The organism is Variovorax sp. PEI5 (assembly GCF_056679935.1).
In genome coordinates this window covers 69,863-96,132 of the sequence record NZ_CM155257.1, presented here as the reverse complement: position 1 = coordinate 96,132, position 26,270 = coordinate 69,863, and the positions used below count along the sequence as shown (strand labels likewise).

The 26,270-nt window shown below is 70.6% G+C and carries 24 protein-coding genes; 11 read left to right on the top strand and 13 right to left on the bottom strand.

The features are described 5' to 3' along the window. The first annotated feature begins 55 nt into the window (after positions 1–55). A complete protein-coding gene (locus AC1MLT_RS00480) occupies positions 56–1,441 on the top strand; it encodes a phospholipase D-like domain-containing protein (protein WP_481033345.1) in 1,386 nt (461 codons plus the stop codon). 1 nt (position 1,442) lies between these two features. Here the strand turns inward: AC1MLT_RS00480 and AC1MLT_RS00475 are convergent, their stop codons facing one another. Continuing rightward, positions 1,443–2,636, bottom strand: coding sequence for an ROK family protein (locus tag AC1MLT_RS00475; protein WP_481033344.1), 1,194 nt, complete (start codon positions 2,634–2,636; stop codon positions 1,443–1,445). 319 nt (positions 2,637–2,955) lie between these two features. Between AC1MLT_RS00475 and AC1MLT_RS00470 the strand changes: the two genes are divergently transcribed. Beyond that, on the top strand, positions 2,956–4,437 hold the full coding sequence (locus tag AC1MLT_RS00470; RefSeq protein ID WP_481035064.1) for a glycine betaine ABC transporter substrate-binding protein: 1,482 nt from the start codon (positions 2,956–2,958) through the stop codon (positions 4,435–4,437). A 37-nt stretch (positions 4,438–4,474) separates the two neighbouring features. Here AC1MLT_RS00470 and AC1MLT_RS00465 read toward each other — a convergent pair whose 3' ends face one another. The 3 genes from AC1MLT_RS00465 to AC1MLT_RS00455 all read right to left on the bottom strand — a co-directional run bounded on the left by AC1MLT_RS00465 (position 4,475) and on the right by AC1MLT_RS00455 (position 7,062). Next, complete coding sequence (locus tag AC1MLT_RS00465) at positions 4,475–4,978, bottom strand: nuclear transport factor 2 family protein (RefSeq protein WP_481033343.1); 504 nt, start codon at positions 4,976–4,978, stop codon at positions 4,475–4,477. A gap of 131 nt (positions 4,979–5,109) precedes the next feature. Beyond that, on the bottom strand, positions 5,110–6,090 hold the full coding sequence (locus tag AC1MLT_RS00460) for a Bug family tripartite tricarboxylate transporter substrate binding protein (protein ID WP_481035062.1): 981 nt from the start codon (positions 6,088–6,090) through the stop codon (positions 5,110–5,112). A 117-nt stretch (positions 6,091–6,207) separates the two neighbouring features. After that, positions 6,208–7,062, bottom strand: a complete 855-nt coding sequence (locus AC1MLT_RS00455) for a FadR/GntR family transcriptional regulator (RefSeq protein WP_481033342.1) — start codon at positions 7,060–7,062, stop codon at positions 6,208–6,210. A 62-nt stretch (positions 7,063–7,124) separates the two neighbouring features. Here AC1MLT_RS00455 and AC1MLT_RS00450 point away from each other — a divergent pair, with 62 nt between their 5' ends. The 5 genes from AC1MLT_RS00450 to AC1MLT_RS00430 all read left to right on the top strand — a co-directional run bounded on the left by AC1MLT_RS00450 (position 7,125) and on the right by AC1MLT_RS00430 (position 11,944). Continuing rightward, the gene (locus AC1MLT_RS00450) at positions 7,125–7,991 is read left to right on the top strand and encodes an NAD-dependent epimerase/dehydratase family protein (protein ID WP_481033341.1); all 867 of its coding nucleotides are present in this window, start codon (positions 7,125–7,127) and stop codon (positions 7,989–7,991) included. A 23-nt stretch (positions 7,992–8,014) separates the two neighbouring features. Next, a complete protein-coding gene (locus tag AC1MLT_RS00445) occupies positions 8,015–8,911 on the top strand; it encodes an SMP-30/gluconolactonase/LRE family protein (protein WP_481035060.1) in 897 nt (298 codons plus the stop codon). Positions 8,912–8,946: 35 nt separating this feature from the next. After that, on the top strand, positions 8,947–9,927 hold the full coding sequence (locus AC1MLT_RS00440) for a TRAP transporter substrate-binding protein (protein WP_481033340.1): 981 nt from the start codon (positions 8,947–8,949) through the stop codon (positions 9,925–9,927). 222 nt (positions 9,928–10,149) lie between these two features. Continuing rightward, positions 10,150–10,638 (top strand): TRAP transporter small permease, encoded by a 489-nt coding sequence (locus AC1MLT_RS00435; RefSeq protein ID WP_481033339.1) that lies wholly within the window; start codon positions 10,150–10,152, stop codon positions 10,636–10,638. A 10-nt stretch (positions 10,639–10,648) separates the two neighbouring features. Next, on the top strand, positions 10,649–11,944 hold the full coding sequence (locus AC1MLT_RS00430) for a TRAP transporter large permease (protein WP_481033338.1): 1,296 nt from the start codon (positions 10,649–10,651) through the stop codon (positions 11,942–11,944). Here the strand turns inward: AC1MLT_RS00430 and AC1MLT_RS00425 are convergent. The 3 genes from AC1MLT_RS00425 to AC1MLT_RS00415 all read right to left on the bottom strand — a co-directional run bounded on the left by AC1MLT_RS00425 (position 11,928) and on the right by AC1MLT_RS00415 (position 15,006). After that, positions 11,928–12,167, bottom strand: coding sequence for a hypothetical protein (locus AC1MLT_RS00425; RefSeq protein ID WP_481033337.1), 240 nt, complete (start codon positions 12,165–12,167; stop codon positions 11,928–11,930). The genes AC1MLT_RS00430 and AC1MLT_RS00425 overlap by 17 nt on opposite strands. Then, positions 12,164–13,363 (bottom strand): PepSY-associated TM helix domain-containing protein, encoded by a 1,200-nt coding sequence (locus AC1MLT_RS00420; protein ID WP_481033336.1) that lies wholly within the window; start codon positions 13,361–13,363, stop codon positions 12,164–12,166. Before AC1MLT_RS00420 ends, AC1MLT_RS00425 begins: the two co-directional genes overlap by 4 nt. A 314-nt stretch (positions 13,364–13,677) precedes the next feature. Continuing rightward, the gene (locus AC1MLT_RS00415) at positions 13,678–15,006 is read right to left on the bottom strand and encodes a hemolysin family protein (protein WP_481033335.1); all 1,329 of its coding nucleotides are present in this window, start codon (positions 15,004–15,006) and stop codon (positions 13,678–13,680) included. Positions 15,007–15,028: 22 nt separating this feature from the next. Here AC1MLT_RS00415 and AC1MLT_RS00410 point away from each other — a divergent pair, with 22 nt between their 5' ends. Continuing rightward, on the top strand, positions 15,029–15,874 hold the full coding sequence (locus AC1MLT_RS00410; RefSeq protein WP_481033334.1) for a symmetrical bis(5'-nucleosyl)-tetraphosphatase: 846 nt from the start codon (positions 15,029–15,031) through the stop codon (positions 15,872–15,874). A gap of 51 nt (positions 15,875–15,925) precedes the next feature. On the opposite strand, the gene AC1MLT_RS00405 is transcribed toward AC1MLT_RS00410, so the two are convergent. The 6 genes from AC1MLT_RS00405 to AC1MLT_RS00380 form a co-directional block, all read right to left on the bottom strand. Beyond that, positions 15,926–17,467: a DEAD/DEAH box helicase gene (locus AC1MLT_RS00405; RefSeq protein WP_481033333.1), complete on the bottom strand. Its 1,542-nt coding sequence runs from the start codon at positions 17,465–17,467 to the stop codon at positions 15,926–15,928. Between the two features lie 52 nt (positions 17,468–17,519). Continuing rightward, positions 17,520–18,398 (bottom strand): KPN_02809 family neutral zinc metallopeptidase, encoded by an 879-nt coding sequence (gene ypfJ / locus AC1MLT_RS00400; RefSeq protein ID WP_481033332.1) that lies wholly within the window; start codon positions 18,396–18,398, stop codon positions 17,520–17,522. Between the two features lie 130 nt (positions 18,399–18,528). After that, on the bottom strand, positions 18,529–19,095 hold the full coding sequence (dcd, locus tag AC1MLT_RS00395) for a dCTP deaminase (protein ID WP_481033331.1): 567 nt from the start codon (positions 19,093–19,095) through the stop codon (positions 18,529–18,531). Between the two features lie 168 nt (positions 19,096–19,263). Further along, positions 19,264–20,550, bottom strand: coding sequence for a guanine deaminase (guaD, locus tag AC1MLT_RS00390; RefSeq protein WP_481033330.1), 1,287 nt, complete (start codon positions 20,548–20,550; stop codon positions 19,264–19,266). A 99-nt stretch (positions 20,551–20,649) separates the two neighbouring features. Beyond that, positions 20,650–21,387 carry a lipoprotein-releasing ABC transporter ATP-binding protein LolD gene (lolD, locus tag AC1MLT_RS00385; protein ID WP_481033329.1) on the bottom strand — a complete coding sequence of 246 codons (738 nt, stop codon included), beginning with the start codon at positions 21,385–21,387 and terminating at the stop codon, positions 20,650–20,652. After that, positions 21,380–22,636, bottom strand: a complete 1,257-nt coding sequence (locus AC1MLT_RS00380; RefSeq protein WP_481033328.1) for a lipoprotein-releasing ABC transporter permease subunit — start codon at positions 22,634–22,636, stop codon at positions 21,380–21,382. The genes lolD and AC1MLT_RS00380 overlap by 8 nt, the downstream gene beginning before the upstream one ends. A gap of 58 nt (positions 22,637–22,694) precedes the next feature. Between AC1MLT_RS00380 and AC1MLT_RS00375 the strand changes: the two genes are divergently transcribed. The 3 genes from AC1MLT_RS00375 to AC1MLT_RS00365 all read left to right on the top strand — a co-directional run bounded on the left by AC1MLT_RS00375 (position 22,695) and on the right by AC1MLT_RS00365 (position 26,218). Next, positions 22,695–23,666 carry a hypothetical protein gene (locus AC1MLT_RS00375; protein ID WP_481033327.1) on the top strand — a complete coding sequence of 324 codons (972 nt, stop codon included), beginning with the start codon at positions 22,695–22,697 and terminating at the stop codon, positions 23,664–23,666. A 1-nt stretch (position 23,667) separates the two neighbouring features. Beyond that, positions 23,668–25,464: a single-stranded-DNA-specific exonuclease RecJ gene (gene recJ, locus AC1MLT_RS00370; protein ID WP_481033326.1), complete on the top strand. Its 1,797-nt coding sequence runs from the start codon at positions 23,668–23,670 to the stop codon at positions 25,462–25,464. 133 nt (positions 25,465–25,597) lie between these two features. Then, complete coding sequence (locus AC1MLT_RS00365) at positions 25,598–26,218, top strand: Dps family protein (RefSeq protein ID WP_481033325.1); 621 nt, start codon at positions 25,598–25,600, stop codon at positions 26,216–26,218. The last annotated feature ends 52 nt before the right edge of the window (positions 26,219–26,270 follow it).

Genomic DNA, 26,270 nt, shown 5'->3' with positions numbered 1-26,270 from the left:
CGCATCGGAGGACCCGAGCGTAAGCGCTGCGGCGCGCGCGTTAACCTCGCGGCCGATGACCCCTCTGTTCCTGGCCTGGCTGCCCTCCCCGTCGCAGCACTTCCTCGTCGTGGCGATCGCGCTGCTGGTCTACGTCGTCACGACGCGGGTCCGCCGCGAACAGCGTCCGCCGACGACGGCCATCGCCTGGGTCATGGGTCTGGTGCTGATGCCCTATGTCGCATTGCCGGGCTATCTGCTGTTCGGACAGCGCAAGCTGCGTCCGGTCGGGCTGCCGCGCCCGCCGCGCGCCCGCGTCGCTGTGCACTGGGCGGCCGAGCTGATCGAGAGCTTCGGGCTGGCGGCGCCCTCGCCCTGCCGCACCCGCTTCCATGCCGATGGCGCCGCCGCGCGCGACGCCTTGTGGCGCGTGATCGACGGCGCGCGCAGCCGCATCGATGTCTGCACCTTCATCATCGGCGACGACGCGCTGGGCGCCGAGGCCGTCGAACGCCTGGCGCGGCGCGCGCGCGAGGGCGTGCGCGTGCGCCTGCTGCTCGACGGCTTCGGCGCCCTCATGCTGCCGCGTGACCGCCTCGACGCCCTGCGCGCGGCCGGCGCCGAGGTGACCGTCTTCCGCCCCTTGCTGAGCCTGCGGCGCAGCGGCCCGCGCAACCTGCGCAACCACCGCAAGATGCTCATCGCCGACGACGGCCGCCTGTGGTCGGGCGGACGCAATCTGGCGGGCGAGTATTTCACCGGCAACGAGGCCTACCCGCAGCCATGGCGCGACCTGTCGTTCGACCTCGAGGGCGGCGTGGCGCACGCGGCGGCCCAGCAGTTCGACCACGACTGGCGCTCGGTGCGCCACGACGTCCCGCGCGACATCCCGGTGGCGCCCTCGGCGCCGGATGGCGACACCACGCTGCCGCTCGCGCAGTTCCTGCCCAGCGGACCGGACCAGACCGAGGACACCGCCAACTCGCTGCTCATCGACGCTTGCTTCCGCGCCGAGCATCGCGTGCTGGCGATCACGCCCTATTTCGTGCCCGACGACGGCCTGCGCAATGCCCTGCGGCTGGCGGCGCGGCGCGGCGTGCAGGTGACCATCGCCATGCCCCGGCAGTCGAACCACCGGCTGGCGGATTTCGTGCGGGCCCGCGCCATGCGCGACCTGGCGGCGGCGGGCGTGATCTTCCGGCTGCTGCCCTTCATGGCCCATGCCAAGGCGGTGGTGGTCGACGACACGCTGGCGCTGTGCGGCTCGATCAACCTCGACCTGCGCAGCCTGCTGCTCAACCACGAGGCCGCCGTCGTGTTCTATGGCGCCCGCGACATCGACTGGCTGGCCCAGTGGATCGAGACCACCGCCTCGGCCGGCGAGACCTTCCGCGCGCGCCGGCCGGGGGTCATGCGCGATCTGGCCGAGGGCCTGCTGCTGACCATCGCGTTCCAGTTGTGAGTCAGCGCCTGGGGGACTTCTTCCCGTCCTTCCCGTCCTTCCCGTCCTTGCCCTTCGTCTCCTTCTTCTTCCTTTCCTTGTCCTTCTTCCTGGCCTTCACGCCCGGTTTGCCATCCCGGTTCGGGTCGGCCGGCTCGGGCTTGTTGGCATAGCTGACGTTGCCCAGCCCGGTGCCGATGGTCAGGATCGCCCAGCGCTTGACGTCGCGCATGAACGGCAGCTCGCTCAGGCCCTGCACCACGGCGTCGTTGTGCATGCGCACCATGGTCGGGATGCCGCCGACGGTCGGCAGCTTCTTCTGCAGCTCGCTGGGCAGGTGGAAGGTGTCGCTCTCCCAGTTGCCCGGCAGGTTCTGCGTGCCGCGCGCGATGGAGCCGTCCTTGCGGATCTGGCCCGGGCAGGCGATGCCGATGAAGGGCGCCAGGCTCAGGCCCTCGGCGTCGCAATGCTCGATGAGCTCCTGCAGCATCGTCGCCAGCCGGTCGACCAGCGCGCTGCGGGTCGGCTTGTCGTCGGCGTGCCGCCACTTGCGGCGCTCCAGCACCTTGGCCTTGGAGAGGTCCTCGGCGCGCTTGCGACGCAGCTTGACGATGCCGCAGCGCAGGTTGGTGCCGCCGATGTCGACGGCCAGGATGGCATCGTGGTGGCGCAGCATCGCCGGCGGCACCAGGTGCACCCAGCCGATCAGGCCGCCGTCGTCCACCTCGTGCGACAGGCGGCCGAGCGGCACGTGGATGCGCTGGGCCTCCAGGATCACCGAGGCCTGCAGGATCGCGCGCTCGCCGACGTCGCTCTCCGGGAAGCCGCCGCCGATCACCACCCGCTCGACGCCCTTCCAGGACGGCTCGCGCAGGAAGCGCCGCGTCACGTGCGCGAGTTCGATGGCGAAGGCCTCGATCACGCCGTGCAGGATCTCGGCCGCCTCCGGGGGCTTGCCGTCGGCCAGGATGGCATCGAGCTCCTTCTTGCTGAAGTTGCGCGAGTGGCGGCGTCCGAAGGGATCGGGGCCGTCCTTCGGACGCTCCTTGCGCCACAGCTGCAGCATCTCGCGGAAGGCCGTCTGGCTGGCGCCGTCGCCCAGGAAGCCGTCCTTGTCGCGCAGCTGGAGGCTGTAGCCCTCGACCGTCACCAGGGGGAGTTCGCGCGCGCCGTGGACGTCGACGAGGGTGGCGTGGTCGGGGGGGCTGGATGCCATGGCGGGGGGTCTTTCGTCGTGGGGGTTTCGATGGGCAAGGTGGTCACGCGACCATGCCTCGACTGTCATGATGCACGCCTGCGGGCCGCATCGGTCCCGCGCACGACAGCCTGTAGGAAGTCGGCCTGACCGCGCCGGCGGCCCCGGCGGCAGCCCCTAAACTGCCGCGATGCCCGCGCCGCCCTCCCCTTCGACCGCACCGGCGCCTGGTGGCGGGCCGCGCGCCTGGGCAGGAAACATGGCGCGCGCGCTGCTGGTGGTCCTCGTGCTGCTGGTCGCGCCGGGCCGCGCCGGGCTGGCGCAGACGGCGGCTTCACCAATGGCCTCACCACCGGCCGCGGCGGCGTCCGAGGCCCTGCGCATCGGCTCCAAGCGCTTCACCGAGTCGTACATCCTGGCCGAGGTGCTGGCCCGGACGGCCGCCGCCAGCACGCCCGTGCCGCCGGTGCTGCGCCAGGGCCTGGGCAACACGGCCATCGTCTACGAGGCGCTGCGCTCCGGCGCCATCGATGTCTATGCCGAATACACCGGCACCATCGCGCTGGAGATCCTGAAGGGCGGCGCGGCGGATGCCGCCGCGCTCGCCCCGGCGGCATTGAATGCCGCGCTGGCGCCGCTCGGCCTGGGCGTCGCGGTGCCGCTGGGCTTCAACGACGGCTATGCGCTGGCGATGCGCGCGGCCGATGCCGACCGCCTGGGCGTGCGCACGCTGTCGGACCTGGCGGCCCATCCGGGGCTGCGGCTGGGCCTGTCGAACGAGTTCATCGGCCGCGCCGATGGCTGGCGCGGCCTGGCCGCGCGCTACGGGCTCGCGCAGCGGCCCACCGGCATCGACCACGGCCTGGCCTACGACGCCATCGCCGCCGGCCGCATCGACGTCATCGACATCTACACCACCGATGCCCGCATCGAGCACCTCGGCCTGCGCGTGCTGCAAGACGACCGGGCCTACTTCCCGCGCTACGACGCCGTGCTGCTGCACCGGCTGGACCTGCCCGCGCGCCAGCCGGCCGCCTGGGCCGCGCTGCGCACGCTCGAGGGCCGCATCGACGAGCGCGCCATGATCGCCATGAACGCGCGCGCCGAACTGGAGGGCGTGGCCTTCGACACCATCGCGCGCGACTTCCTCGCCGGTGGCGTGGCGCCGGACGCGCGCCGCGGCTTCACGGCGAAGCTCTTCGGCGCCGACCTCGGGCGGCTGGCGCGCGAGCACCTGCTGCTGGTGGCGGTGGCGGTCGGCCTGGCGATCCTGATCGGCGTGCCGGTGGCGGTGGCGGTGTTCGCGCACGCGCGCTGGCGGGCGCTGGCGCTGGGCCTGGCGAGCCTGCTGCAGACCGTGCCCTCGCTGGCGCTGCTGGCGGTGCTGATCTCGGCGCTGGGCGCCATCGGCACGCTGCCGGCGCTGATCGCGCTGACGCTCTATGCCCTGCTGCCCATCATGCGCAACACCGTCACCGGCTTGGACGAGGTGCCTGCTGGCGTGCGGCAGGCCGGCACCGCGCTGGGCCTGACGCGCCTGCAGAACCTGCGCCATGTGCTGCTGCCGATCGCGCTGCCCACGCTGGTGGCCGGCGTGCGCACGGCGACGGCGATCGCCATCGGCACGGCGACCATCGCCGCCTTCATCGGCGCCGGCGGCTTCGGCGAGCGCATCGTCACGGGCCTGGCGCTCAACGACCGCCAGCTGCTGATGGCCGGCGCATTGCCGGCGGCGGCGCTGGCGCTGGCGAGCGAATTGCTGTTCGAGGCCGGCGCGTGGCTCGTGGCGCGGCGCCGGCGCGGGCCGGTGGCGAGCGCCTGAAGCCGGCGCGGCCGCGACGGCCGCCGCCATGGCGTCGTCAGACCGGTGGCCGCACCGCCTGGCGCGCCAGCAGCCGCCAGGCGCCATCGGACTGCCGCTGCCAGACGCCGAGGACCTTGATCGCGACCTTGCCGGGCTTGCCCGCGTCGTTGGTGTCGGCCGTCAGGGTGTGGCGCACCACGGCGACGTCGCCGGTCACCCGGACGGTCTGGTCGCTGATGACCAGGGTGACGAAGTCGGACTTGCCATCCATCAGGTCGGCGATGAAGCTGGTCTTGGTGTCGACCCGGCCGCCCGAATGGCCATAGCTCAGGTCGTCGGCCACCAACGCGCCGAGCGCGGCGGGGGTCGGATCGATCATGGCGAGGCGCAGCCGCTCGGCGGCGGCGGTGACGGCGGCCGTCGCGGCCGTGGCCGTCGCGGTCGATGGCGCGCCGGCCATCGGCGCTGCCGCCATCGAGAGGCGCGGCATCTGGGCGCAACCGCCCGCGGCGGCGAGCGCCAGCGCGGTGGCGGCGATGAGGATGATCTTCTTGGGCATGGTGGTCGTCTCCTGTCGTTATGGATTCTTGGGGCACGCAGTGCGTGGCACGTGGCTGGCGCGACCGCCCCGGCGGATCGGCCGGGCGGACCCGGCTTTGGATGCGGTCCGGGTCCGGATGTGGATCAGGATCAGTCGAGCCGGATGTCGGCCTGCTTGACCACCGCCGCCCAGCGCGCGCGTTCCTTGTTGATGAACTGCTCCTCCTCCTGCGGCGTCATGGTCACGACCTCGGCGCCCTGTCCGGCCAGCCGCGAGCGGATGTCGGCCGAGCGGATGACGGCCACGAGTTCCTTGTTGAGCCGGTTGACGATGGCATCGGGCGTGCCGCGCGCCATCACGACGCCCTGCCAGGTGCCCGACTCGAAGCCGGTGACGCCCTGCTCGGCCAGCGTGGGCACGTCGCCGATCAGTGGCATGCGCGTGGCCTTGGAGACGCCCAGCACCTTGAGCCGGCCGGCCTGCACCTGCGGCAGCGTGGCGAGCATGCCGTTCATGAGCACCTGGGTTTGGCCGGAGACCGTGTCCTGGATCGCCTGCACGCCGCCCTTGTAGGGCACGTAGGTCCACTTGGCGCCGCTGGCGCGCTCCAGCGCCACGCCAGCCAGGTGCGGGGCGCTGCCCGATGCCGTGACGGCGAAGTTCAGGTCGCTGGTCTTCGACAGCGCCACCAGCTCCTTGAGGTTGCTGGCCTTGACCGAGGGATGCACCACCAGCAGGTGGGGCGAATAGGCCAGCATGGTCACGCCGCGCAGGTCCTTGGACGGGTCGAAGGACAGCCGCGTGTAGACCGACGGACTGATCGCCAGCGCGCCGACATCGCACAGCAGGATGGTGTAGCCGTCGGGCGCCGACTTGGCGACATAGTCGGCGCCGAGGTTGCCGTTGGCGCCGGGCTTGTTCTCCACCAGCACCGTCGTCTTCAATGCCTCGGCCAGGGGCTGCGAGATGGCGCGCGCGATGATGTCGGACGAGCCGCCCGGCGGATAGGGCACCACGATGCGCAGCGGCTTCGAGGGCCAGGGCGCGGGCTGGGCCAGCGTGGCGAACGGTGTCGCCAGGCAGGCGGCGGCGAGGCAGCCGGCGCCGAGATGGCGGCGGGAAAGTTTCACGGTCATGGGTGGGTCTCCTGATGAGGCTCGGGGGCCGAAAATCGACGGATCGCTTGAGTGATCAGTCATCGTATGACTTAACCGGAATGGCAGCGCAACAGGACTTTCCCTGAGCACTCAGACCTCCGGCATGGACGACCGGGCGGCCGCGACCGGCCCGGTGGCCGCATCGCCCGCCTCGCCGGTGCGCGCCGCCTGCTGCGACAGCCGCAACCGCTCGCGGCTGTTGGTCAGATGGATGCGCATCGCCGCCCGCGCCGACTCGGCATCGCGGCGCGCGATGGCGGCGTGGATCTCCTCGTGCTCGCGGTTCACGCGGCTCAGGTAGGCCTGGCCGCTCGCGTGGTCGCGGATGGCCTTGATGCGCGTGCGCGGGATGATCGTGCGGCCGAGGTGCGACAGGATGTCGGCGAAATACGGGTTGCCGGTCGACTGGGCGATCTGCAGGTGGAAGCGGAAGTCGGCCTCCACCGTGTCGTGCCCGAGCGCGACGTTGCGCTCGAATTCGTCGAGCGCCGCGCGCAGGGCCTGGAGCTGCTCGGCGCTGCGGCGCGCGGCGGCCAGCCCGGCTGCCTCGGTCTCCAGGCTGATGCGCAATTCCAGCACCGCCAGCACGTCGACCGAGGTCGCGATGTCGCCGGCGTCGAGCCGGAACACGTTGCCCGCGCGCTGGTGCAACACGAAGGTGCCGATGCCGTGGCGCGTCTCGACCAGGCCACCGGCCTGCAGCTTCGACAGCGCCTCCCGCACCACGGTCCGGCTGACGCCGAAGGCCTGCATGATCTCCGATTCGGTCGGCAGCTTGTCGCCCGGACGCAGCACGGCGTCGCGGATGCGGACGCTGAAATCGTCGACCAGGCTGTGCGCCAGACCACGTCCGCGTGGCCGCCGCTGGGGGACCGACGCGACCGCCGGAGCGACCGGCGCCGCGGCTGCCGGGATGCTGGGAAGTTCTGTTGACACGCTCGCCATCGGCTCATGATAATCGTCCGAACAGTTGTATGACAACCGATAACTAACAAAAGACGACGCAGATGACCGATGCCGGCACCCCCGCTTCCTCCCAGGCCTCCCAGGATTCCCCGGCCACGGAGGCCTCCCGCGCCAGCCGTTTCCCGCGCCTGCTGCTGACCGGCGCCGCCGGCGGACTCGGCAAGGTGCTGCGGGAACGGCTGCGGCCCTTCGCCACCACCCTGCGCCTGTCGGACATCGCGGCGATGGCGCCGGCGACGCACGCGCACGAGGAGGTCGTGACCTGCGACCTCTCGGACAAGCAGGCCGTCGACGCGCTGGTGGCCGGCTGCGAGGCCATCGTCCACCTGGGCGGCATCTCGGTCGAGCGGCCGTTCGAGGAGATCATCGAAGCCAACATCCGGGGCGTCTTCAACGTCTACGAGGCGGCGCGGCGCCATGGCGTCCGGCGCGTGGTGTTCGCCAGTTCCAACCACACCATCGGCTTCTACCGGCAGGACCAGACCATCGACGCCGACGTCCGGCGCCGGCCCGATGGCTACTACGGCCTGTCGAAGTCCTTCGGCGAGGACATGGCCCAGTTCTACTTCGACCGCTGGGGCATCGAGACGGTCAGCATCCGCATCGGCTCCTCGTTCCCGGAGCCGCTCAACCGCCGCATGATGAGCACCTGGCTGAGCTACGACGACCTGACCGCGCTGATCGAGCGGGCGCTGTTCACGCCGGACGTGAAGCACACGGTGGTCTATGGCATGTCGGCCAACCGCGACGTCTGGTGGGACAACTCGCGGGCGGCCCACCTGGGCTTCGTCGCCCAGGACAGCTCGGAGCCCTTCCGCGCCAAGGTCGAGGCCCAGCCGCCCGTGGCGCCGGACGATCCGAACGCCATCTACCAGGGCGGCGCGTTCACGGCGCAGGGCCCGTTCTGATCATGGCGCACGCGACCGGCTCCATGGCCGAACTGGTGCTCGATGCCCGCTGCGCCACGGGCGAGAGCCCGGTCTGGCATGTGGCCGAACAGGCGCTCTACTGGGTCGACATCCCGGCGCGGCAGCTGCACCGGCTCGACCCCGCCACCGGCGCCCACGCGGTCTGGACCGGCGACGAGATGCTGGCCTGCATCGCGCCGCGCGCGGACCGGCCGGGCCAGTGGATCGCCGGCCAGGAGAGCGGCCTGTTCGCCATCGCGCCGCGCGACGACGGCACGCTCGCGAGCACGCTGCTGGCCAGCGCCCCGCACGCCCGGCCCGGCATGCGCTTCAACGACGGCCGCTGCGACCGCCAGGGGCGCTTCCGCGCCGGCACCATGTGCCTGGACATGGCCGCCGGGCTGGACGTCGGCCGGGTCTACCGCTATCGCGTCGACGTCAATGCCGAGGCCGCGCTGCAGCTCGAGCTGGACGCGCTCATCGTGCCCAACGGCCTGGCCTTCAGTCCCGACGGCACCACCATGTACCTGTCTGATTCGCATCCCGAGGTGCAGAAGATCTGGGCCTTCGACTACGACGTCGACACCGGCACGCCGCACGACCGGCGCCTGTTCGTCGACATGAAGCCCCTGCCGGGCCGCCCCGACGGCGCCGCCGTCGATGCCGAGGGCTGCTACTGGATCTGCGGCAACGACGCCGGCCTGGTGCATCGCTTCACGCCCGACGGCCGGCTCGACCGCTCGCTCTCCGTGCCGGTGAAGAAGCCGGCGATGTGCGCCTTCGGCGGCCCCCGGCTCGAGACGCTGTTCGTGACCTCGATCCGCCCGGGCGGCGATCTGTCCGACCAGCCGCTCGCGGGCGGCGTGTTCGCCCTCCATCCCGGGGTCGCGGGCCTGCCCGAGCCGGCCTGCGTTTTCTGAAGACAAACCCAACCACCATCCGTAGAGGAAGACAAATGAAATCCTATCGACGCACCCTCATCGCGCTGGCCGCCTGCGCCGCCGCCGCGTTCGCCAGCCTGGGCGCCCAGGCGACCGAGTTCCGCTCGGCGGACATCCACCCGGACGACTACCCGACGGTGACGGCGGTGAAGTTCATGGGCGAGCGGTTGAAGGCGCTCTCCGGGGGCAAGCACTCGATCAAGGTGTTCAACAACTCCTCGCTCGGCCAGGAGAAGGACACCATCGAGCAGACCAAGATCGGCGCGCTGCAGATGGTGCGGGTGAACATCGCGCCGATGAACAACATCTGCGCGGAGACCCAGGTGCCCACGATGCCGTTCCTGTTCCGCTCGGTGGACCACCTGCACAAGGTGCTCGACGGCCCGATCGGCGAGGAGATCCTCAGGAGCTGCGAGAAGCAGGGCTTCGTGGGGCTGGCGTTCTACGACAGCGGCGCGAGGTCGATGTTCACGGCCAAGAAGCCCGTGCGCAGCTTCGCCGACATGAAGGGCCTGAAGGTGCGGGTGCAGCAGTCGGACCTGTGGGTGTCGATGCTCGAGGCCATGGGAGCCAACGCGACGCCCATGCCCATGGGGGAGGTCTACACGGGCCTGAAGACCGGGCTGATCGACGCGGCGGAGAACAACTACCCGACCTACGAGAGCGCGCGCGCCTTCGAGGTGGCCAAGTACTACACCAAGACCGAGCACTCGATGGCCCCGGAGATGCTCTTGTTCTCCAAGCGCGCCTGGGACCGGCTCTCGCCCGAGGAACAGGGCTGGATCCGCCAGGCGGCCAAGGAGTCGGTGCCCTACATGCGCCAGCAGTGGGAGGCGCGCGAGGTGAAGTCGCTCGCCACGGTGAAGGCCGGCGGCGCGGAGATCATCGAGATCGACAAGGCGCCGTTCCAGGCGGCGATGAAGCCGGTGTACGACAAGTTCATCACCGACGACAAGCTCAAGAGCCTGGTCAAGCGGGTGCAGGACACAAAATAAGGCTCGCCCCCAGGCTTGCTCGCTGCGCGTAGCAGCGCCCACCCCCTGCCGGGGGCGACACGGGTGGACCGGCGAAGCCGGATCCACCGTGTCTCTGGCGAAGAGGGCGATGGGCCGATCGGCGTCCCCGCCTCATCCCCATCCTGGCCTCGGCCGCTGCCTTCGTCCCCGCTCTGTGGCTGGGAAGAGGGACTCCGTCACTCAGTCAACAACCAATCCATCATGTACACCACCCTGTGCCGCGGACTCGCGCGGCTTTGCATGTGGCTGGGCATCCTCGGGCTCGTCGCGGTGATCTGCGCGGTGAGCTGGCAGGTGTTCGGCCGCTACGTCCTGAACAACACCCCCACCTGGGCGGAGAGCCTGGCGCTGCTGCTGGTGATCTACGTGACCATGTTCGGCGTGGCCGTGGGCGTGCGCGACGCCGGCCACATCGGGCTGGAGTCGCTGCTGGTGCTCGCGCCGGACTGGCTGCGCCTGAAGATGGAGTACCTCATCCACGCCCTGGTGCTGGTGTTCGGCGCCACCATGGCCTGGAACTGCGCCCTGCTGGCCGAGTCGGTGTGGAGCTACCGGCTGCCCACCCTGTGGATCTCCGAGGGCTGGAAGTACGTGCCCGCCACGATCTCCGGCGTGCTCATCGTCATGTTCTCCCTCGAACACATCATCGCGCTCGCCAAGGGCAAGGAAGTCGAGCCCGCCTGGGCTTGAACGAACCATCATGACCATCCCATTGTTGATCCTGTGCGTGTCGTTCACGCTGTTCCTGCTGCTGGGCGTGCCGGTGGCGTTCTCCATCGGGCTGTCGGCGCTCGCCACGCTCGCCTACGAGGGCCTGCCGCTGGCCGTGGGCTTCCAGCAGATGACCTCGGGCATGGGCATCTTCTCCTTCCTGGCCATCCCGTTCTTCATCTTCGCCGGCGAGCTCATGCTCTACGGCGGCATCGCCGATCGCATCGTGGACTTCGCGCGCTCGGCCGTGGGCCACGTGCGCGGCGGCCTGGGCATGTCCAACGTGGTGGCCTGCACGCTCTTCGGCGGCGTCTCGGGCTCACCCGTGGCCGACGTCTCGGCCATGGGCGCGGTGATGATCCCGATGATGAAGAAGGAGGGCTACCACGCCGACTACGCCGTCAACGTCACCACCCACGCGGCGCTCGTCGGCGCGCTCATGCCCACCAGCCACAACCTGATCATCTATTCGCTGGCCGCCGGCGGGAAGGTCTCGATCGCCGCGCTGATCCTGGCGGCGCTGCTGCCCGCGGCCATCCTCACCATCAGCAACCTCGCCGCGGCCTACCTGGTGGCCGTCAAGCGCGGCTACCCCGCGGGCACCTTCCCCGGCTGGGCCATCGTCGCGCGGTCCTTCGCCGCCGCCCTGCCCGGGCTGTTCATCGTCGTGCTGATCCTGGGGGGCATCCTCTCGGGCATCTTCACGGCCACCGAGTCGGCCGCCGTGGCCGTGCTCTACGCGCTCGCGCTCACGGTGTTCGTCTACCGCAGCATCAAGTGGGAGCACTTCATCAAGGCGGCCTCCAAGGCCGTGCGCACCACCGGGGTCATTTTGCTGCTCATCGGCATCTCCAGCACCTTCGGCTACCTCATCAGCCTCTATGGCGTGGCCGAGCTCACCGGGCAGATGCTCTCGCAGATCACCACCACCCCGTGGCTGATCTTCCTGATGATCAACGTCATCCTGTTCGTGCTGGGCACCTTCCTGGACATGGCCGCCACCATCCTGCTGTGCACGCCCATCTTCCTGCCCATCGCCCAGCAGTACGGCATGACCTCCGTGCAGTTCGGCATCGTGCTGCTGATCAACTGCGCGCTCGGCCTGAACACGCCCCCCGTGGGCACCACGCAGTTCGTCGGCTGCGCCATCGGCGGGGTCTCCGTGGGCACCGTCATGCGCACCATCTGGCCCTTCTATGGCGCGCTGATCTTCGCCCTCGGCCTGGTCACCTTCGTGCCGGCCTTCTCCACCTGGCTGCCCAGCATGTTCATGGTGGTGAGGTAGGCGCACGGTCCGACGCGGACCGGCGCCAGCCGAACCAGGCGCCCACGGCCACGGGGGCGCCCAGCGCCACCCAGGCCACCACGTCACCCAGTCCGCCATCGCTGAACAGCGCCGAGATCAGGCCGAGCGTGGTCGACACGCCCAGCAGCAGGGGCCAGCCCCACAGCCGCCGGAACGACGACGGCGTGTGGTGGAAGTCGGGCGTCGACGATGTCCGCTTCACGTGCGCACCTTCAGGGCCGCAGCCGGCCGCGCCGAGGGCGCTGCCGCCTCGATGGACCCAGCCGACGTCCCCGATGCCCGCGCGGCGCGTGCCGCCGGCACGCCGCTGCCGCGCTTGAGCCACAGGTACAGGCCGCTGCCCAGCACGATGATGGTCGCGATGTCGAGCAGCGCCCACAGGATCTGCATCGGCAGGCCGCCATAGTCGCCGAAGTGCAGCGGCTGCGACACCAGCAGCGCCGTCAGGTACCAGGGCAGCTCCGGCGCCGCCGTCACCTCCGCCGTGCGGGCATCGACGAGCACCGGCTGCAGCAGCTTGGACGTGAACGGCTCGTTGCCACGCAGGAAGAAGGTGTTGTGGTGCGGGCTGGAGAAGGCCGTGCCCGGGAAGGCGATGAACGACAGCTTGGTGTCCGGGGCGCGCGCCTGCGCCGCCTCGAGCGAACGCTGCAGCGATCCGCGCTCGGTCACTGGCACCGGCGTCTGGCCCTGGTAGGGCGCCAGCAATGCCGTCAGCTGGTCGTGCTGCCAGTACTTGATGACCAGGTCGGCCCAGGTGTTGATCATGCCGGTGCCGCCCACCACGAAGGCCCACACCAGCGTGACGATGCCCAGCAGGTTGTGCAGGTCGAGCCACTTCAGGCGTGGACGCTTCTCGCGCCGCACCGTGCCGAAGTCGAGCTTGCGCATGAAAGGCGCGTAGAGCACCGTGCCCGAGACGATCGCCACCAGCAGCAGCAATCCCATGAAGCCGAGGAACAGCTTGCCCGGCAGTCCGGCGAACAGGTCGACATGCAGCTTGAACATCACGTACATGAAGCCCTCGTCGAACTTCGGCTGCCCGAGCACCTCGCCCGTGCGCGCGTCGACCACCACCGACTTGAAGTCGTCGGTCGGCGCGGGCGTGGGCGTGAGGGTGACGAACCACAGGTTGTCGTCTTCCTCGGAATGCGAGGCGAACTGCACCACGCGGTCGGGATGCCTGGCCTTGGCCACTTCCAGCACCCGGTCGAGGCTCGCGCGCGGCGTGTCCGCCGGCATCGTCGGCGCCTCGACCTCGGTGCCCAGCAGGTGCCCGATCTCGTGGTGGAAGATCAGCGGCAGGCCGGTCAGGCACAGCAGCAGCATGAACACGGTGCAGACCAGGCTGCTCCACTTGTGGACCCAGGCCCAGGTCTTGATCGTCTTGCTGTTCATCGGAGTCATCGTTGTCGTCCCGCAGGCATCGAGGAAGGAAGGGCATGACGGAGGCGGCAGGCCGCGCTCGCGGCCGGGGAGCCGCTGCTCGCGCGCACCGCCGGCGCCGCCGCCGCCTCGGCCCGCACCTCCGGCAGGGCCATGCCCGGTCCACCGTCGTCGACCCGCTTAATGAGAAAGATTCGCATTCTATGGGCCAACCGGCGACATGCGACATGCCCCCCGGGCATTGGCAGGGATTTGGCGGCGCGATGGTGGGATGCCGCCATGACGGCGGCGACGCGTCCCGGGCGGCAGGCGGCGCCGCCGGTGCGTCAACTCGCGCGGCGGGCGGACTGCTCGGGCTCGGCGCCGGGATGGGCCAGCACGCGATCGATGCGGCGGCCGTCGAGCGCCACGACCTCGAAGGTCCAGCCGGCGCATTCCACGCGTTCGCCCACGACGGGCAACTCGCCCGACACCGCCATCAGCAGGCCGGCCAGCGTGTTGTAGCGCCCGCGCTCCTCGTCGGGCAGTTCGCGGATCGCCAGCCGCGCGCGCAGCTCCGACACCGGCATCAGGCCATCGAGCTCCCAGGCGCCATCGGTCTCGCGCTGGCGCGCCCAGGCATCGGTGACGGCATGCGGCTGCAGCTCGCCGGTGATGGCCTCGAGCAGGTCGCGCGGCGCCATCAGCCCCTGCACGACGCCATATTCGTCGACCACGAACACCAGGCGACCGGCCCGGGTGCGGAACTGTTCGAGCAGTTCCATGCCGGTCAGTGTCTCCGGCACGAAGAACGCCGGCTCGGCGACGGCCTCGATGGTGCCCTCGTGCTGCGGCCCCAGGCGCAGCAGGTGCGCGACGCTGATCACGCCGACCACGTCGTCGAGCGAACCGCGGCAGACCGGATACCAGGAGTGCACCAGGTCGAGCGCGCCGGCATCGGCCACCTTCTGCAGGCTGGTGGCCACGGTGCCGGCGGCGTCGAGCCATTCGATGTCGGCGCGCGGCACCATCAGCGAGCTCAGCCGCCGGTCGTCGAGGTGGAACACGTTGCGCACCATCTGGTGCTCGTGCATCTCGATGACGCCGGCATCGACGCCCTCCTCCAGGCTGGCCGAGATCTCCTCCTCGGTCACGGTGCGCGCCGCGTTGGCATCGATGCGCAGCAGCTTGAGCATGGCCGCCGTGGCGCCCGACAGCAGCAGCACGAAGGGCTTGGCGCCGGTGGCCAGCCCGCGCATCGGGCGCGAGACGAAGCGCGCCACCGGCTCGGGATAGAGCTGGCCGATGCGCTTGGGCACCAGCTCACCGAAGATGATCGTGAAGAAGGTGATGCACGTCACCACCAGGGCCGTGGAAGCGATGCTGGCCGTGCCCGCTCCCAGGCCGAGGCTGTGCTCCATCCACACCGCCAGCGGCGTCGCGAAGGCCGCCTCGCCCACGATGCCGCTGAGCATGCCGATCGACGTGATGCCGATCTGCACGGTCGAGAGGAACTGGGTCGGGTCCTCCATCAGCTTCAGGGCGGCCTGCGCGCCGGTGTCCCCGGTCTCGGCCAGTGCCGCGAGCCGCGCGCGCCGGCTGGTGGAAAGGGCCATTTCGGACATCGCGAACAACGCATTGAGCGTCGTCAGCAAGGCCAGCAGGAAAACATCCATGAACGAAGGGGAGAATGGGAACATGGCACTTTACTTGATCGGCGACGTGCAGGGCTGCGACGATGCCCTGGGCCGCCTGCTGGACCACATCGACTTCTCCCCCAGCCGCGACAACCTGGTGCTGCTGGGCGACCTCGTCAACCGGGGCCCGGCATCGGCCGCCGTGCTGCGCCGCGTGCAGCGCCTGGGCGCTGCGGCGCGCAGCCTGCTGGGCAATCACGACCTGCACCTGCTGGGCGTGGCCCACGGCGCCCGCAAGTCCGGCCGCAAGGACACCCTCGACGGGATCCTCGAGGCCCCCGACCGCGCGGCCCTGCTCGACTGGCTGCGCCACCAGCACCTGGCATTGCACCAGGTCATCGGCGGACGCGATCTGCTGATGGTGCATGCCGGCGTGCTGCCGCAATGGGACGTCGGTCTCGCGCTGGCGCTGGCGGCCGAGGTCGAGGCCGTGCTGCGCGGCCCGGACCCGGGCGCTTTCGTGCGCGGCATGTATGGCAACCAGCCGGACCGCTGGAGCGAGGCGCTGACCGGCGACGCGCGCCTGCGCGCCATCGTCAACGGCCTCACGCGACTGCGCTTCTGCACGGCCGACGGCGTGATGGATTTCGATGCCAAGGATGGCGCCGCCGAGCCGCCGGCGGGCTTCATGCCGTGGTTCGACGTGCCCGGGCGCCTAACGGCCGGGGCCACCGTGGCCTTCGGTCACTGGTCGACATTGGGCTGGATCGCGCGTCCCGACCTGCTGTCCACCGACACCGGTTGCGTCTGGGGCGGCTGCCTCAGCACCGCGCGCATCGGCGCGACGCTGGACGCGTGCGAGCACATCGAGGTGCGCTGCGCGCAATCCCAGACGCCGGGCGGCTGAGGAACGCGGCGATGGCGCCGGCGAGCGCTCCGCGCCGCCGGCCGCGCGACCTCAGTTCGTCTGGCTGCTGTCGGCTTCCGTGGCCGGAGGCGCCGCCTGCGGCTCGGGCGCGCGGGGCTCGGCGGCCTTGAACAGCGCCGCGACCTTGCGGCGCGGCTTGATGTTGGCGGAGATCCCGCGCGCGGCCGGCGCCGCCTTGGCCGAGGCCTCCCAGGCCGGCTGCGCATCGAGCGGCGGCGGCTCGTAGGGCTTCTCGAAGAACGGATCGCGCGAGGCCGACGAGCCGCCCCGGAACGACCGCCCACCACCGGTGCGCGGCGCGGCGCGCTCGCGCTCGCGCGGCGGCGGGGCCTCGGTCAATGTGTCGAGCACGTCGCGCCCGTCGCCGGTCTCGCCCTCCTCGCGCCAGTGGCGGCGGCCGTCGTTGATGCGGCCGCGCGGACGATCCTCCTCGAACTCCATCGCCTCGAGCTCGATCGGCTTCTTGATCAGCTTCTCGATGTCGGCCACCAGGCGGGCGTCGTTGCCGCCGCTCGCGAAGCTCACCGCCAGGCCCGACGCGCCGGCGCGACCGGTGCGGCCGATGCGGTGCACATAGTCCTCGGCGTTGAACGGGATGTCGAAGTTGAACACCGCCGGCACGTCCTTGATGTCCAGGCCGCGCGCCGCGACGTCGGTACACACCAGCAGGTCGACCTCGCCCTTCTTGAAGGCGTCCAGCGCCTTCAGGCGCTCGTCCTGACTCTTGTCGCCATGCAGCGCCGTGGTCTTCATGCCCTCGCGTTCGAGCGAGCGCGCCAGGCGCGCGCAGCCGAGCTTGCTGTTGACGAAGACGAAGGCCTGCGTGATGCCGCGCTGGCGCACGATCTGCTTGAGCGCGCGGCGCTTGTCGTCGTCGCCGACGCTGAAGAAGCGCTGCTCGACGGTGGAGGCGGTCTCGTTGGGCCGCGCCACCTCGATGGTGACCGGGTTCTGCAGGTAGCTGCCGGCCAGGCGCTTGATCTCGGGCGAGAAGGTGGCCGAGAACAGCAGGGTCGTGCGCTGCTTGGGCAGGTAGCTCAGGATGCGCTGCAGGTCGGGCAGGAAACCGATGTCGAGCATGCGGTCGGCCTCGTCGAGCACCACGTACTCGACCTGGTTGAGCACCGCGTTCTTGGCCTCGATGTGGTCGAGCAGCCGGCCGGGCGTGGCGACCAGCACCTCGACGCCCTTCTTGAGCTCCAGGGTCTGGGGCTTCATGTCCATGCCGCCGAACACCACCGCGCTGCGCAGGTTGGTGTACTTGGCATAGAGCTTGACCTGTTGCGCGACCTGGTCGGCGAGTTCACGCGTCGGCAGCAGCACCAGGGCCCGCACCGGATGGCGGGCCGGCGACATCGAGGCGTTCTCGTGCTTGAGCATCCGCTGCAGCAATGGCAGCGAGAAGGCCGCCGTCTTGCCGGTGCCGGTCTGCGCGGCGCCCATCACGTCCTGCCCGGACAGCACCACCGGGATGGCCTGCTCCTGGATGGGAGTCATGGTTTCGTAGCCCATTTCGGCCACGGCGCGCGCCAGCGGTTCGGCCAGCGAGAGATTGGAAAAAGAGCTTGTCATGAAGCCCTCTATTGTGGCATCCGTCGATGCCGACCCTCATCGCAACGCAGTTTCAGAGGCTTTGGGTGGAAAACGTGTCGCAGGATTTGATGTCGCCGCTCTGGTAGCCGTTGCCGAACCAGCGCTGCCGCTGGGCGCTGGAGCCATGCGTGAAGCTGTCGGGCACCACCGCCCGGCCGGCCGAGCGCTGCAGGGCGTCGTCGCCGATCTTGCGGGCCGCGTTCATGGCGGCCTCGATGTCGCCCGGGTCGAGCCACTGCTTGGATTGCTGCGAGTGGTGCGCCCAGACGCCGGCGAAGCAGTCGGCCTGCAGCTCGACGCGCACGCTCATGGCGTTGTTCTGGGTCTGGCTCATGCGCGAGCGCGCGGCATCGACCTTGCCGGTGATGCCGAGCTCGTCCTGCACGTGGTGGCCGACCTCGTGCGCGATCACGTAGGCCTGCGCGAACTCGCCCGGCGCGCCGAGCTGGTTCTTCAGGGTGTCGTAGAAGCCGAGGTCGATGTAGACCTTCTTGTCGCCCGGGCAGTAGAACGGTCCCATGGCGGCCTCGCCGGTGCCGCAGGCGGTGGGCGTCATGCCACGGAACAGCACCAGCCGGGGTGCCTGGTAGGTGCCGCCGTTGCGCCTGAAGATGTCGCTCCAGACCACCTCGGTGTTCTTCAGCACGGTCGAGACGAAGGCCGCCTCGCGGTCATTGGCCGGCGGCTTGGGCGCCGGGCCCTGCTGCTGGACCTGGGCCTGCTCGCCACCGCCGCCGCTCAGCAGGCCGAGCATGGTCAGGGGATTGATGCCGAAGATCCAGCCGGCGACCAGCGCCACCGCCACGGTGCCGATGCCCACGCTGCGCCCGCCGATCGGGAAACCCCCGCCACCACCGCCGCTGCGCCGGTCCTCGACGTTGTCCGACTGCTCGTTGCCTTCCCATTTCATGCCCGAATCTCCTTGTCGCTCGTCAGGAGCGCGGCGCCCGATGATGCGCCAGAACCTCCGGCGCGGCGGCTGCCCGTGGCGCCAGCCCGTGTAGGAAGGGGCCGATTGCGGCGACCCTGCACCGAACGGCTCAGGCCCGCGGCAGCGTGACGCCGCGCTGGCCCTGGTACTTGCCGCCGCGGTCCTTGTAGCTGACCTCGCAGACCTCGTCGCTCTCGAAGAACAGCACCTGCGCGCAGCCCTCGCCGGCATAGATCTTGGCCGGCAGTGGCGTGGTGTTGCTGAACTCCAGCGTCACGTAGCCTTCCCACTCGGGCTCGAACGGGGTGACGTTGACGATGATGCCGCAGCGGGCATAGGTGCTCTTGCCCAGGCAGATGGTCAGCACGTTGCGCGGGATGCGGAAGTACTCGACCGTGCGGGCCAGCGCGAAGCTGTTGGGCGGGATGATGCAGCTGTCGCCATGGAAGTCGACGAAGCTCTTCTCGTCGAAGTTCTTGGGATCGACCACCGTGCTGTGGATGTTGGTGAAGACCTTGAATTCGGGCGCGCAGCGGATGTCGTAGCCATAGCTCGACGTGCCGTAGCTGATGATCTTGTGGCCGTCCTGCTCGCGCACCTGGCCGGGCTCGAAGGGCTCGATCATGCCGTGCTGCTCGGCCATGCGCCGGATCCATTTGTCGCTCTTAATGCTCATCTCGCCCCCAGTCTTCGCGCACTGCGTGTCGCTTCGCCAACCCCCTGCCGGGGGCAACACCAGCGGCCCGGCGGAGCCGGTTCCGCGGTGTTCCTCGAAAGGAATCCGCCGCGCGCTGGGGCGGGGATTGTTGCATGGGCGAGCCGTTGCCCTGCCCGTGGCCGAGGCTCAGCCGGCCTGCGAAATCACGGTGCGTTCGATCAGGCGGTCGTCGCCCAGCACGATCATGGAGAACAGCAGCTCCTCCAGGTTCTGCGCCAGCGCGGTCTTGCGCGCGAGCAGCGGCGTGGCCCGGGGGTCGATGACGAGGAAGTCGGCCTCGCAGCCGGGCTGCAGGTTGCCGACGACGCCTTCGAGGCCCAGCGCCCGTGCCGCGCCGCCGGTGTGGCGCCACCAGAGCTGCGACGGCGGGATGCTCACGCCCGGCTTGGTCTGCCCCTCGCGGCCGACGTAGTAGGCCGCCATCATGGTGGTGAAGGGACTGAAGCTGGTGCCGCCGCCGACGTCGCTGGCCAGGCCGTAGCGCATGCCGATGCGGTCGGCGCCCTCGACGTCGAAGAAGCCGCTGCCCAGGAACAGGTTGCTCGTCGGGCTGACGGCGGCGGCGGTGCCGGTCTCGCGCATCAGGCGGCGGTCGTCGTCGTCGAAGTGGATGCAGTGGGCATACACGGCGCGCTCGCGCATCAGCCCGAAGCCGCGGTAGACGTCGAGGTAGGAGCGGGCCTGCGGGAACAGCTCGCGCGCCCACTTCACCTCGTCCTTGTTCTCGGAGACGTGGGAGTGGATCCAGGTGTCGGGGTACTTCGCCGCCAGTTCGCCGGCGCCCTGCAGCTGCGCCTCGGTGCTGGTCGGGGCGAAACGCGGCGTGATGGCATAGCCCAGGCGGTCGACGTCGTGCCAGCGGCGGATCAGGTCCTCGGTGTCGCTCAGGCTGCGCACGGTCTCGTCGCGCACGCCATCGGGCGAGTGGCGGTCCTGCAGCACCTTGCCGCTGATCATGCGCAGGCCCCGGCGCCGCGCCGAGGCGAAGAAGGCATCGACCGAGGCCACGTGCGAGGTCGCGAAGGTCAGCGCGGTGGTGACGCCGTTTCGCATCAGCTCGTCGAAGAACACCTCGGCCACCTCGGCGGCGTGCGCCGGGTCGGCGAAGCGGCTCTCGGCCGGGAAGGTGTAGTTCTCCAGCCAGGGCAGCAGGCCCTCGGAGGGCGCGCCGATGATGTCGGTCTGTGGGAAATGGATGTGCATGTCGATGAAGCCGGGCGCCAGGATGCGGCCCGGCCAGTGCGTGACATGGGCATCGGCATGGCGCGGCGCGAGGCTGGCGTGGTCACCGGCGTCGACGACGCGCCAGCGGCCCTCGGGATCGGGCGCGACGACCAGCAGGCCGTCCTCGTCGAACAGGGCACGGCCGTCGCCGTCGAAGCGCAGGAGGGAGGCGCGGTAGGCTTTTTTCATCGTGCGGAGAGCCTAGCGCAAGGCGTGCCAGGGCCGATGCGCGAAACCGTATGAGGCTCATGGCCGGCGCGGCCCCTCGCCGCGCCACACCGCGCCGCCTCAGGACGCCGGAGTCGCGCCCTCGTCCGCCAACCGCCCCGTCACCAGCCGCAGCACCCGGTCGCAGCGCCGGGCCAGCATCTCGTCGTGCGTGACCATGACGAAGGCGGTGCCGTGGCGGCGGGCCAGGTCGATCATCAGCGCGAAGACGCCATCGGCGGTCTTGCGGTCGAGGTTGCCGGTGGGCTCGTCGGCCAGCACGCAGTCGGGCTGGGTGACCAGCGCGCGCGCGATGGCCACGCGCTGGCGCTCGCCGCCCGACAGCTCGGCCGGCCGGTGGTGCAGGCGCTCGCCCAGGCCGACCGCCGTCAGCATGCGGGTGGCGGTGTCAACGGCCTCGGCCGGCGGCGCGCGCCGGATCTTCAATGGCATGGCGACGTTGTCGAGCGCGCTGAATTCGGGCAGCAGGTGGTGGAACTGGTAGACGAAACCCAGGTGCCGGTTGCGCAGCCGGCCCTGCTCGGCGGCATCGGCATGCGCGATGTTGCGCCCGTGCAGCTCGACGCTGCCGGCGCTCGGCGCGTCCAGGCCACCCATCAGGTGCAGCAGCGTGCTCTTGCCCGAGCCCGACGAGCCGACGATGGCCAGCGTCTCGCCCGCGCGCACGTCGAGGTCGACGCCATGCAGCACCGTGAGGTCGATGCGGCCCTCGCTGAAGCGCTTGGTCAGGCCGCGCACGCGCAGCACGACCTCGGGGGCAACGCCAGCGGCGCCGGATGCGGGGGCCACGTCACTCATAGCGCAGCGCCTCCGCCGGATTGACGCGGCTGGCGCGCCAGCTCGGATACAGCGTGGCGGCGAAGGCCAGCGCGAGCGAGATCAGGGTGATGGGCATGATGTCGGAGCGCTGCGGATCGCTCGGCATGCGGCTGATGAGGTAGATGTCCTTGGGCAGGAAGTTGGCGTGGAACAGGCGCTCCAGCGCCGGCACGATGACGTCGATGTTGTAGGCGATGCCCAGGCCCAGCAGCAGCCCGCCCAGGGTGCCGATGACGCCCACCATCGCGCCCTGGACCACGAAGATGCCCATGATGCTCTTCGGGCTGGCGCCGAGCGTGCGCAGGATGGCGATGTCGGCGCGCTTGTCGGTCACGGTCATCACCAGGGTCGAGACCAGGTTGAAGGCGGCCACCGCCACGATCAGGGTCAGGATGATGAACATCATGCGTTTCTCGACCTGCACGGCCGCGAACCAGGTCTTGTTCTGGCGCGTCCAGTCGCGGATGAGGAAGGAGCCCGGCAGCGTGGTGGCCAGTTCGTCGGCGACCTCGCGGGCGCGGTTGAGGTCCTTGAGCTTGATGCGGATGCCGCTCGGCCCGTCGAGCCGGAAGACGCGCGCGGCATCCTCCACATGCACCATCGCCAGCGCCGAGTCGTACTCGTAGTGGCCCGAATCGAAGGTGCCCACCACCGTGAACTGCTTCAGGCGCGGCACCACGCCGGCCGGCGTCACCTGCCCGCCCGGCGCCACCAGCGTGACCTGGTCGCCGGCGCGCACGAACAGCGAGCGCGCCAGTTCCCCGCCCAGCACGATGCCGAACTCGCCCGGCACCAGCTTGGCCAGCACGCCCTGCTGCGCGGTGCTGGCGAAGTCGGTCACCTGCGGCTCCAGCACCGGGTCGATGCCGCGCACCAGCGTGCCCTTCATGTCCTCGCCGCGCGCGATCAGGGCCTGGGTGGCGATGAAGGGCGCCACGCCGGTCACCTCCGGGTTGCGACGCGCGCCGGCCATGATGGCGTCGAGATCGGCCAGCGACTGGCCGTCGCGCGAGAAGATCTCGATGTGCGAGACCACGCCCAGCATGCGGTCGCGCACTTCCTTCTGGAAGCCGTTCATGACGCTCAGGACGATGATGAGCGCGGCCACGCCGAGCCCGATGCCGAGCATCGAGACGCCAGAGATGAAGGAGATGAAACCGTTGCGCCGCGTGGCCCGGCCGGCCCGCGTGTAGCGCCAGCCGAGCTGCAGTTCGTAGGGAAGGGGCATAGGGTCCGAATTGTGGCATCGCCCCCGCTGCCCCTCGCCGCGCAACGACAATGCCCCGATGGCCGAACCCACCCCCTCCCGACATCTCCTGATCCCCTTCGCCGGCCGCTCCTCGCCGGCCTGCCTCGCCGCGCTCTCCGGACTGCGGCTGCCCAACCTGGACGCCCTGCTGGCCCGCCTGTCGCTGGCCTACGACGACACGCAGGCCGCGACCACGCTGTCGCCACCGCACGAGCGCGCCCTGGCCCGCTCGCTGGGCATCGAGGCCCACGACGGCCTGATCCCCTGGGCCGCCAGCGAGGCGCAGAAGAACGGCCTGACCCGCGCCGGCGCCGCCGAGCCCTGGGGCCTGCTCACGCTGTGCCACTGGGAAGTGGCGATCGACGAGGTGCTGCTGGAGGATCCGGCCGGCATCGAGATCGACGAGGGCGAGTCGCAGGCCCTGCTCGAGGCGGCGCGGCCGCTGTTCCAGAGCGAGGGCATCGCCTTGCGTGGCTCGGCCGTGCCGGGGCGCTGGCTGGCCCGCAGCGAGCTCTTCCGCGCCCTGCCGACCGCCTCGCTCGACCGCGTCGCCGGGCAGGCCATCTCCGAGTGGGCGCCGCTGTCGGACGCGTTGCGCCCGGTGCGCAAGCTGCAGAACGAGATGCAGATGCTGCTCTACACCCAGCGCGTGAACGACGAGCGCGCCCTGCGCGGCGCGCGCTCGATCAATGCCTTCTGGCTCAGCGGCACCGGCGCCCTGCCCAAGTCGGCCCTGGTGACCGAGCTGCCGGCGCCGACCGTGATCGACACCCTGCGCGCGCCCGCGCTGGCCGACGATGCCGCCGGCTGGGCCGCCAGCTGGCAGGCGCTGGACGCCGGCCCGATCGCCGCCCTGCGCGCCGAGGACGCGCGCGGCGCGGCGGTCGCCCTGACCCTGTGCGGCGATCGCGCGGCGCGGCGCTTCGTGCCGCAGCGGCGCGGCGCCGGCACCTTCCTGCGCGGGCTGCTGCGCCGGCCCCAGGCCGCCGTCGTGCTGCAGGACCTGTGACATGAGGATCGTCGAACGCGACGCCCCGCCGCGCAGCGTGTGGGCGCTCGAACAGGCCGGCGTGCATCCCCTGCTGGCGCGCCTGTACGCGGCGCGCGGCGTCCTGGGCAAGGACGAGCTCGACGACGGCCTGGCCTTGCTGCTGCCGCCCGCCGCGCTGCGCGGCACCGGCGCCGCCGCCATGCTGCTGGCCGATGCCATCGCCGCCGACCGGCGACTGTGCGTGGTGGCCGACTACGACTGCGACGGCGCCACCGCCTGCGCCGTCGCCGTGCGCGGCCTGCGGCTGCTGGGCGCGAAGCACGTCACCTACCTGGTGCCCGACCGCGTGGTCGACGGCTATGGCCTGACGCCGCCGATCTCCGAGCGCGTGGCCGATGGCGGCGCCGACATGCTGGTCACGGTGGACAACGGCATCGCCAGCGTCGAGGGCGTGGCGACGGCGCGCGCGCGCGGCCTGCAGGTGCTGGTGACCGACCACCACCTGCCCGGCCCGGTGCTGCCCGAGGCCGACGTGCTGGTGAACCCGAACCAGCCGGACTGCGATTTCCCGAGCAAGAGCATCGCCGGCGTCGGCGTCATGTTCTACGTGCTGCTGGCGCTGCGCTCCGAGCTGCGCGCGCGCGGCGTCTTCGACACCGCCAGCCAGCCCCGGCTCGACGCGCTGCTGCCGCTGGTGGCGCTGGGCACGGTGGCCGACGTGGTGAAGCTCGATGCCAACAACCGCCGCCTGGTGGCGCAGGGCCTGCGCCGCATCCGCGCCGGCGCCCTGCCGGTCGGGCTGTCGGCGCTGTTCCGCGTCGCCGGGCGCCAGGCGGCCAGCGCCACCACCTTCGACTTCGGCTTCGCGCTCGGCCCGCGCATCAATGCCGCCGGCCGGCTGGCCGACATGACGTTGGGCATCGAGTGCCTGCTGACCGACGATCCGGCGCGCGCCGACGAACTCGCCCGCCTGCTCGACGGCATCAACCGCGAGCGCCGCAGCATCGAGGGCGGCATGCGCGAGCAGGCGCTGCTGCTGGCGGAATCGCTGTTCGCCCCGGCGGTGGCGGGCGACGGCGACGGCGACGGCGCGGCCACGGACCCGGTCGCCGAACCGCGGGCGAGCGGCGCCGGGCCCGATCCGCACGGGGGCACCCCGGCGGCGATCAGCGTCTTCGATCCGGCCTTCCACGAGGGCGTGGTGGGCATCGTCGCCTCGCGCATCAAGGAGCGCTTCCACCGTCCGACCTTCGTCTTCGCGGCCAGCGCGGCGCCGGGCAAGTCGCACGAGATCAAGGGCTCGGGCCGCTCGATCCCGGGCTTCCACCTGCGCGACGCGCTCGACCTGGTGGCCAAGCGCCACCCGGGCGTGCTGCTGCGCTTCGGCGGCCATGCCATGGCGGCCGGCTGCACGGTCGCGCGCGAGCACTTCGGGACCTTCGAGCGCGCATTGGCGCAGGTCGCGCGCGAATGGCTCGATGCCGCGACCCTGACGCGCCAGCTCGACACCGACGGCCCGATCGCGCCGGAATACATGCGGGTCGACCTGGTCGACACCTTGCATCGCGAGGTCTGGGGCCAGGGCTTCGCGCCACCGACCTTCAGCGACGAGGTCGAGGTGCTGTCGCAGCGGCTGGTGGGCGAGAAGCACCTGGCGGTCAAGTTGCGCCATCGCGGCCGGCCGGTCGACGGCATCTGGTTCGGCCACACCGAGCCATTGCCGCCACGCGCGACGCTGGCCTTCCGGCTCGATGCCGACGAGTGGCAGGGCGTGCGGCGGGTGCGTTTCCTGATCGAAGGCATGCAATCCGACTGACAGGTCGTCGGACGGACACCGACAGGCGGGGGGTTCGGAACTGAGGGCGCCGGGTCAGCCGAATGGACTACGCGCGACTCCCGGGAGTGGGCCTACAAAGTCTTCCATCCATCCCAACTACGGAGTTTTTCCCATGGCTACCCCAGGTTCGAACAAAGACACCAAGAAGACGACCGAAGGTCTCACCGCCGGCGACCCCAATGCGGTCAAGCCCGATCTGGACCAGCCCAGCCACGAGACGCAAAAGTACGGCGAGATCGTCAAGCTGCCCAACGGCCTGTCCGAGCAGGCCTGCAAGACCAGCGTGGCGTTGCTCAACCAGTGCCTGGCCGACACCATCACGCTGCGCGACATGTACAAGAAGCACCACTGGCAGGTCGTCGGCCCGACGTTCAACCAGCTGCACCTGATGTACGACCAGCACTTCGAAGGACAGGTGCTGCTGGTCGACATCCTGGCCGAGCGCATCCAGCTGCTGGGCGGCATCGCGCTGGCCATGGCCGCCGACATCGCCGAGACCACCCGCATCCCGCGCCCCCCGCGCGGTCGCGAACCGGCCGCCGTGCAGATCCGCCGTCTGGCCGAAGCGCACGAGCTGATCATCAAGCAGGCCCGCGAAGCCGCCGACAAGGTCGACGAGGTGGGTGATCCGGGCAGCAACGACGTGTTCGTGAGCAACGTGCTGCGCACCAACGAGCTGCAGGTCTGGTTCCTGACCGAGCACCTGGTCGCCGCCTCGCCCGTGACGTCCTGATCGATCGGCGCCGCGAGGCGCCGTCGAGGATTCACCCGCCCGCGCGGACTCC

Coding starts and splice junctions, on each gene's coding strand:
- AC1MLT_RS00380 (WP_481033328.1), bottom strand. CDS start 22,636: ATGCCCCTTCCCTACGAACTGCAGCTCGGCTGGCGCTACACGCGGGCC.
- recJ (WP_481033326.1), top strand. CDS start 23,668: ATGAGGATCGTCGAACGCGACGCCCCGCCGCGCAGCGTGTGGGCGCTC.
- guaD (WP_481033330.1), bottom strand. CDS start 20,550: ATGAAAAAAGCCTACCGCGCCTCCCTCCTGCGCTTCGACGGCGACGGC.
- AC1MLT_RS00430 (WP_481033338.1), top strand. CDS start 10,649: ATGACCATCCCATTGTTGATCCTGTGCGTGTCGTTCACGCTGTTCCTG.
- AC1MLT_RS00440 (WP_481033340.1), top strand. CDS start 8,947: ATGAAATCCTATCGACGCACCCTCATCGCGCTGGCCGCCTGCGCCGCC.
- AC1MLT_RS00410 (WP_481033334.1), top strand. CDS start 15,029: ATGGCACTTTACTTGATCGGCGACGTGCAGGGCTGCGACGATGCCCTG.
- AC1MLT_RS00405 (WP_481033333.1), bottom strand. CDS start 17,467: ATGACAAGCTCTTTTTCCAATCTCTCGCTGGCCGAACCGCTGGCGCGC.
- ypfJ (WP_481033332.1), bottom strand. CDS start 18,398: ATGAAATGGGAAGGCAACGAGCAGTCGGACAACGTCGAGGACCGGCGC.
- AC1MLT_RS00435 (WP_481033339.1), top strand. CDS start 10,150: ATGTACACCACCCTGTGCCGCGGACTCGCGCGGCTTTGCATGTGGCTG.
- AC1MLT_RS00465 (WP_481033343.1), bottom strand. CDS start 4,978: ATGCCCAAGAAGATCATCCTCATCGCCGCCACCGCGCTGGCGCTCGCC.
- AC1MLT_RS00415 (WP_481033335.1), bottom strand. CDS start 15,006: ATGGATGTTTTCCTGCTGGCCTTGCTGACGACGCTCAATGCGTTGTTC.
- AC1MLT_RS00420 (WP_481033336.1), bottom strand. CDS start 13,363: ATGAACAGCAAGACGATCAAGACCTGGGCCTGGGTCCACAAGTGGAGC.
- AC1MLT_RS00480 (WP_481033345.1), top strand. CDS start 56: ATGACCCCTCTGTTCCTGGCCTGGCTGCCCTCCCCGTCGCAGCACTTC.
- AC1MLT_RS00455 (WP_481033342.1), bottom strand. CDS start 7,062: ATGGCGAGCGTGTCAACAGAACTTCCCAGCATCCCGGCAGCCGCGGCG.
- lolD (WP_481033329.1), bottom strand. CDS start 21,387: ATGAGTGACGTGGCCCCCGCATCCGGCGCCGCTGGCGTTGCCCCCGAG.
- AC1MLT_RS00375 (WP_481033327.1), top strand. CDS start 22,695: ATGGCCGAACCCACCCCCTCCCGACATCTCCTGATCCCCTTCGCCGGC.
- dcd (WP_481033331.1), bottom strand. CDS start 19,095: ATGAGCATTAAGAGCGACAAATGGATCCGGCGCATGGCCGAGCAGCAC.
- AC1MLT_RS00365 (WP_481033325.1), top strand. CDS start 25,598: ATGGCTACCCCAGGTTCGAACAAAGACACCAAGAAGACGACCGAAGGT.
- AC1MLT_RS00445 (WP_481035060.1), top strand. CDS start 8,015: ATGGCCGAACTGGTGCTCGATGCCCGCTGCGCCACGGGCGAGAGCCCG.
- AC1MLT_RS00475 (WP_481033344.1), bottom strand. CDS start 2,636: ATGGCATCCAGCCCCCCCGACCACGCCACCCTCGTCGACGTCCACGGC.
- AC1MLT_RS00450 (WP_481033341.1), top strand. CDS start 7,125: ATGACCGATGCCGGCACCCCCGCTTCCTCCCAGGCCTCCCAGGATTCC.
- AC1MLT_RS00470 (WP_481035064.1), top strand. CDS start 2,956: ATGGCCTCACCACCGGCCGCGGCGGCGTCCGAGGCCCTGCGCATCGGC.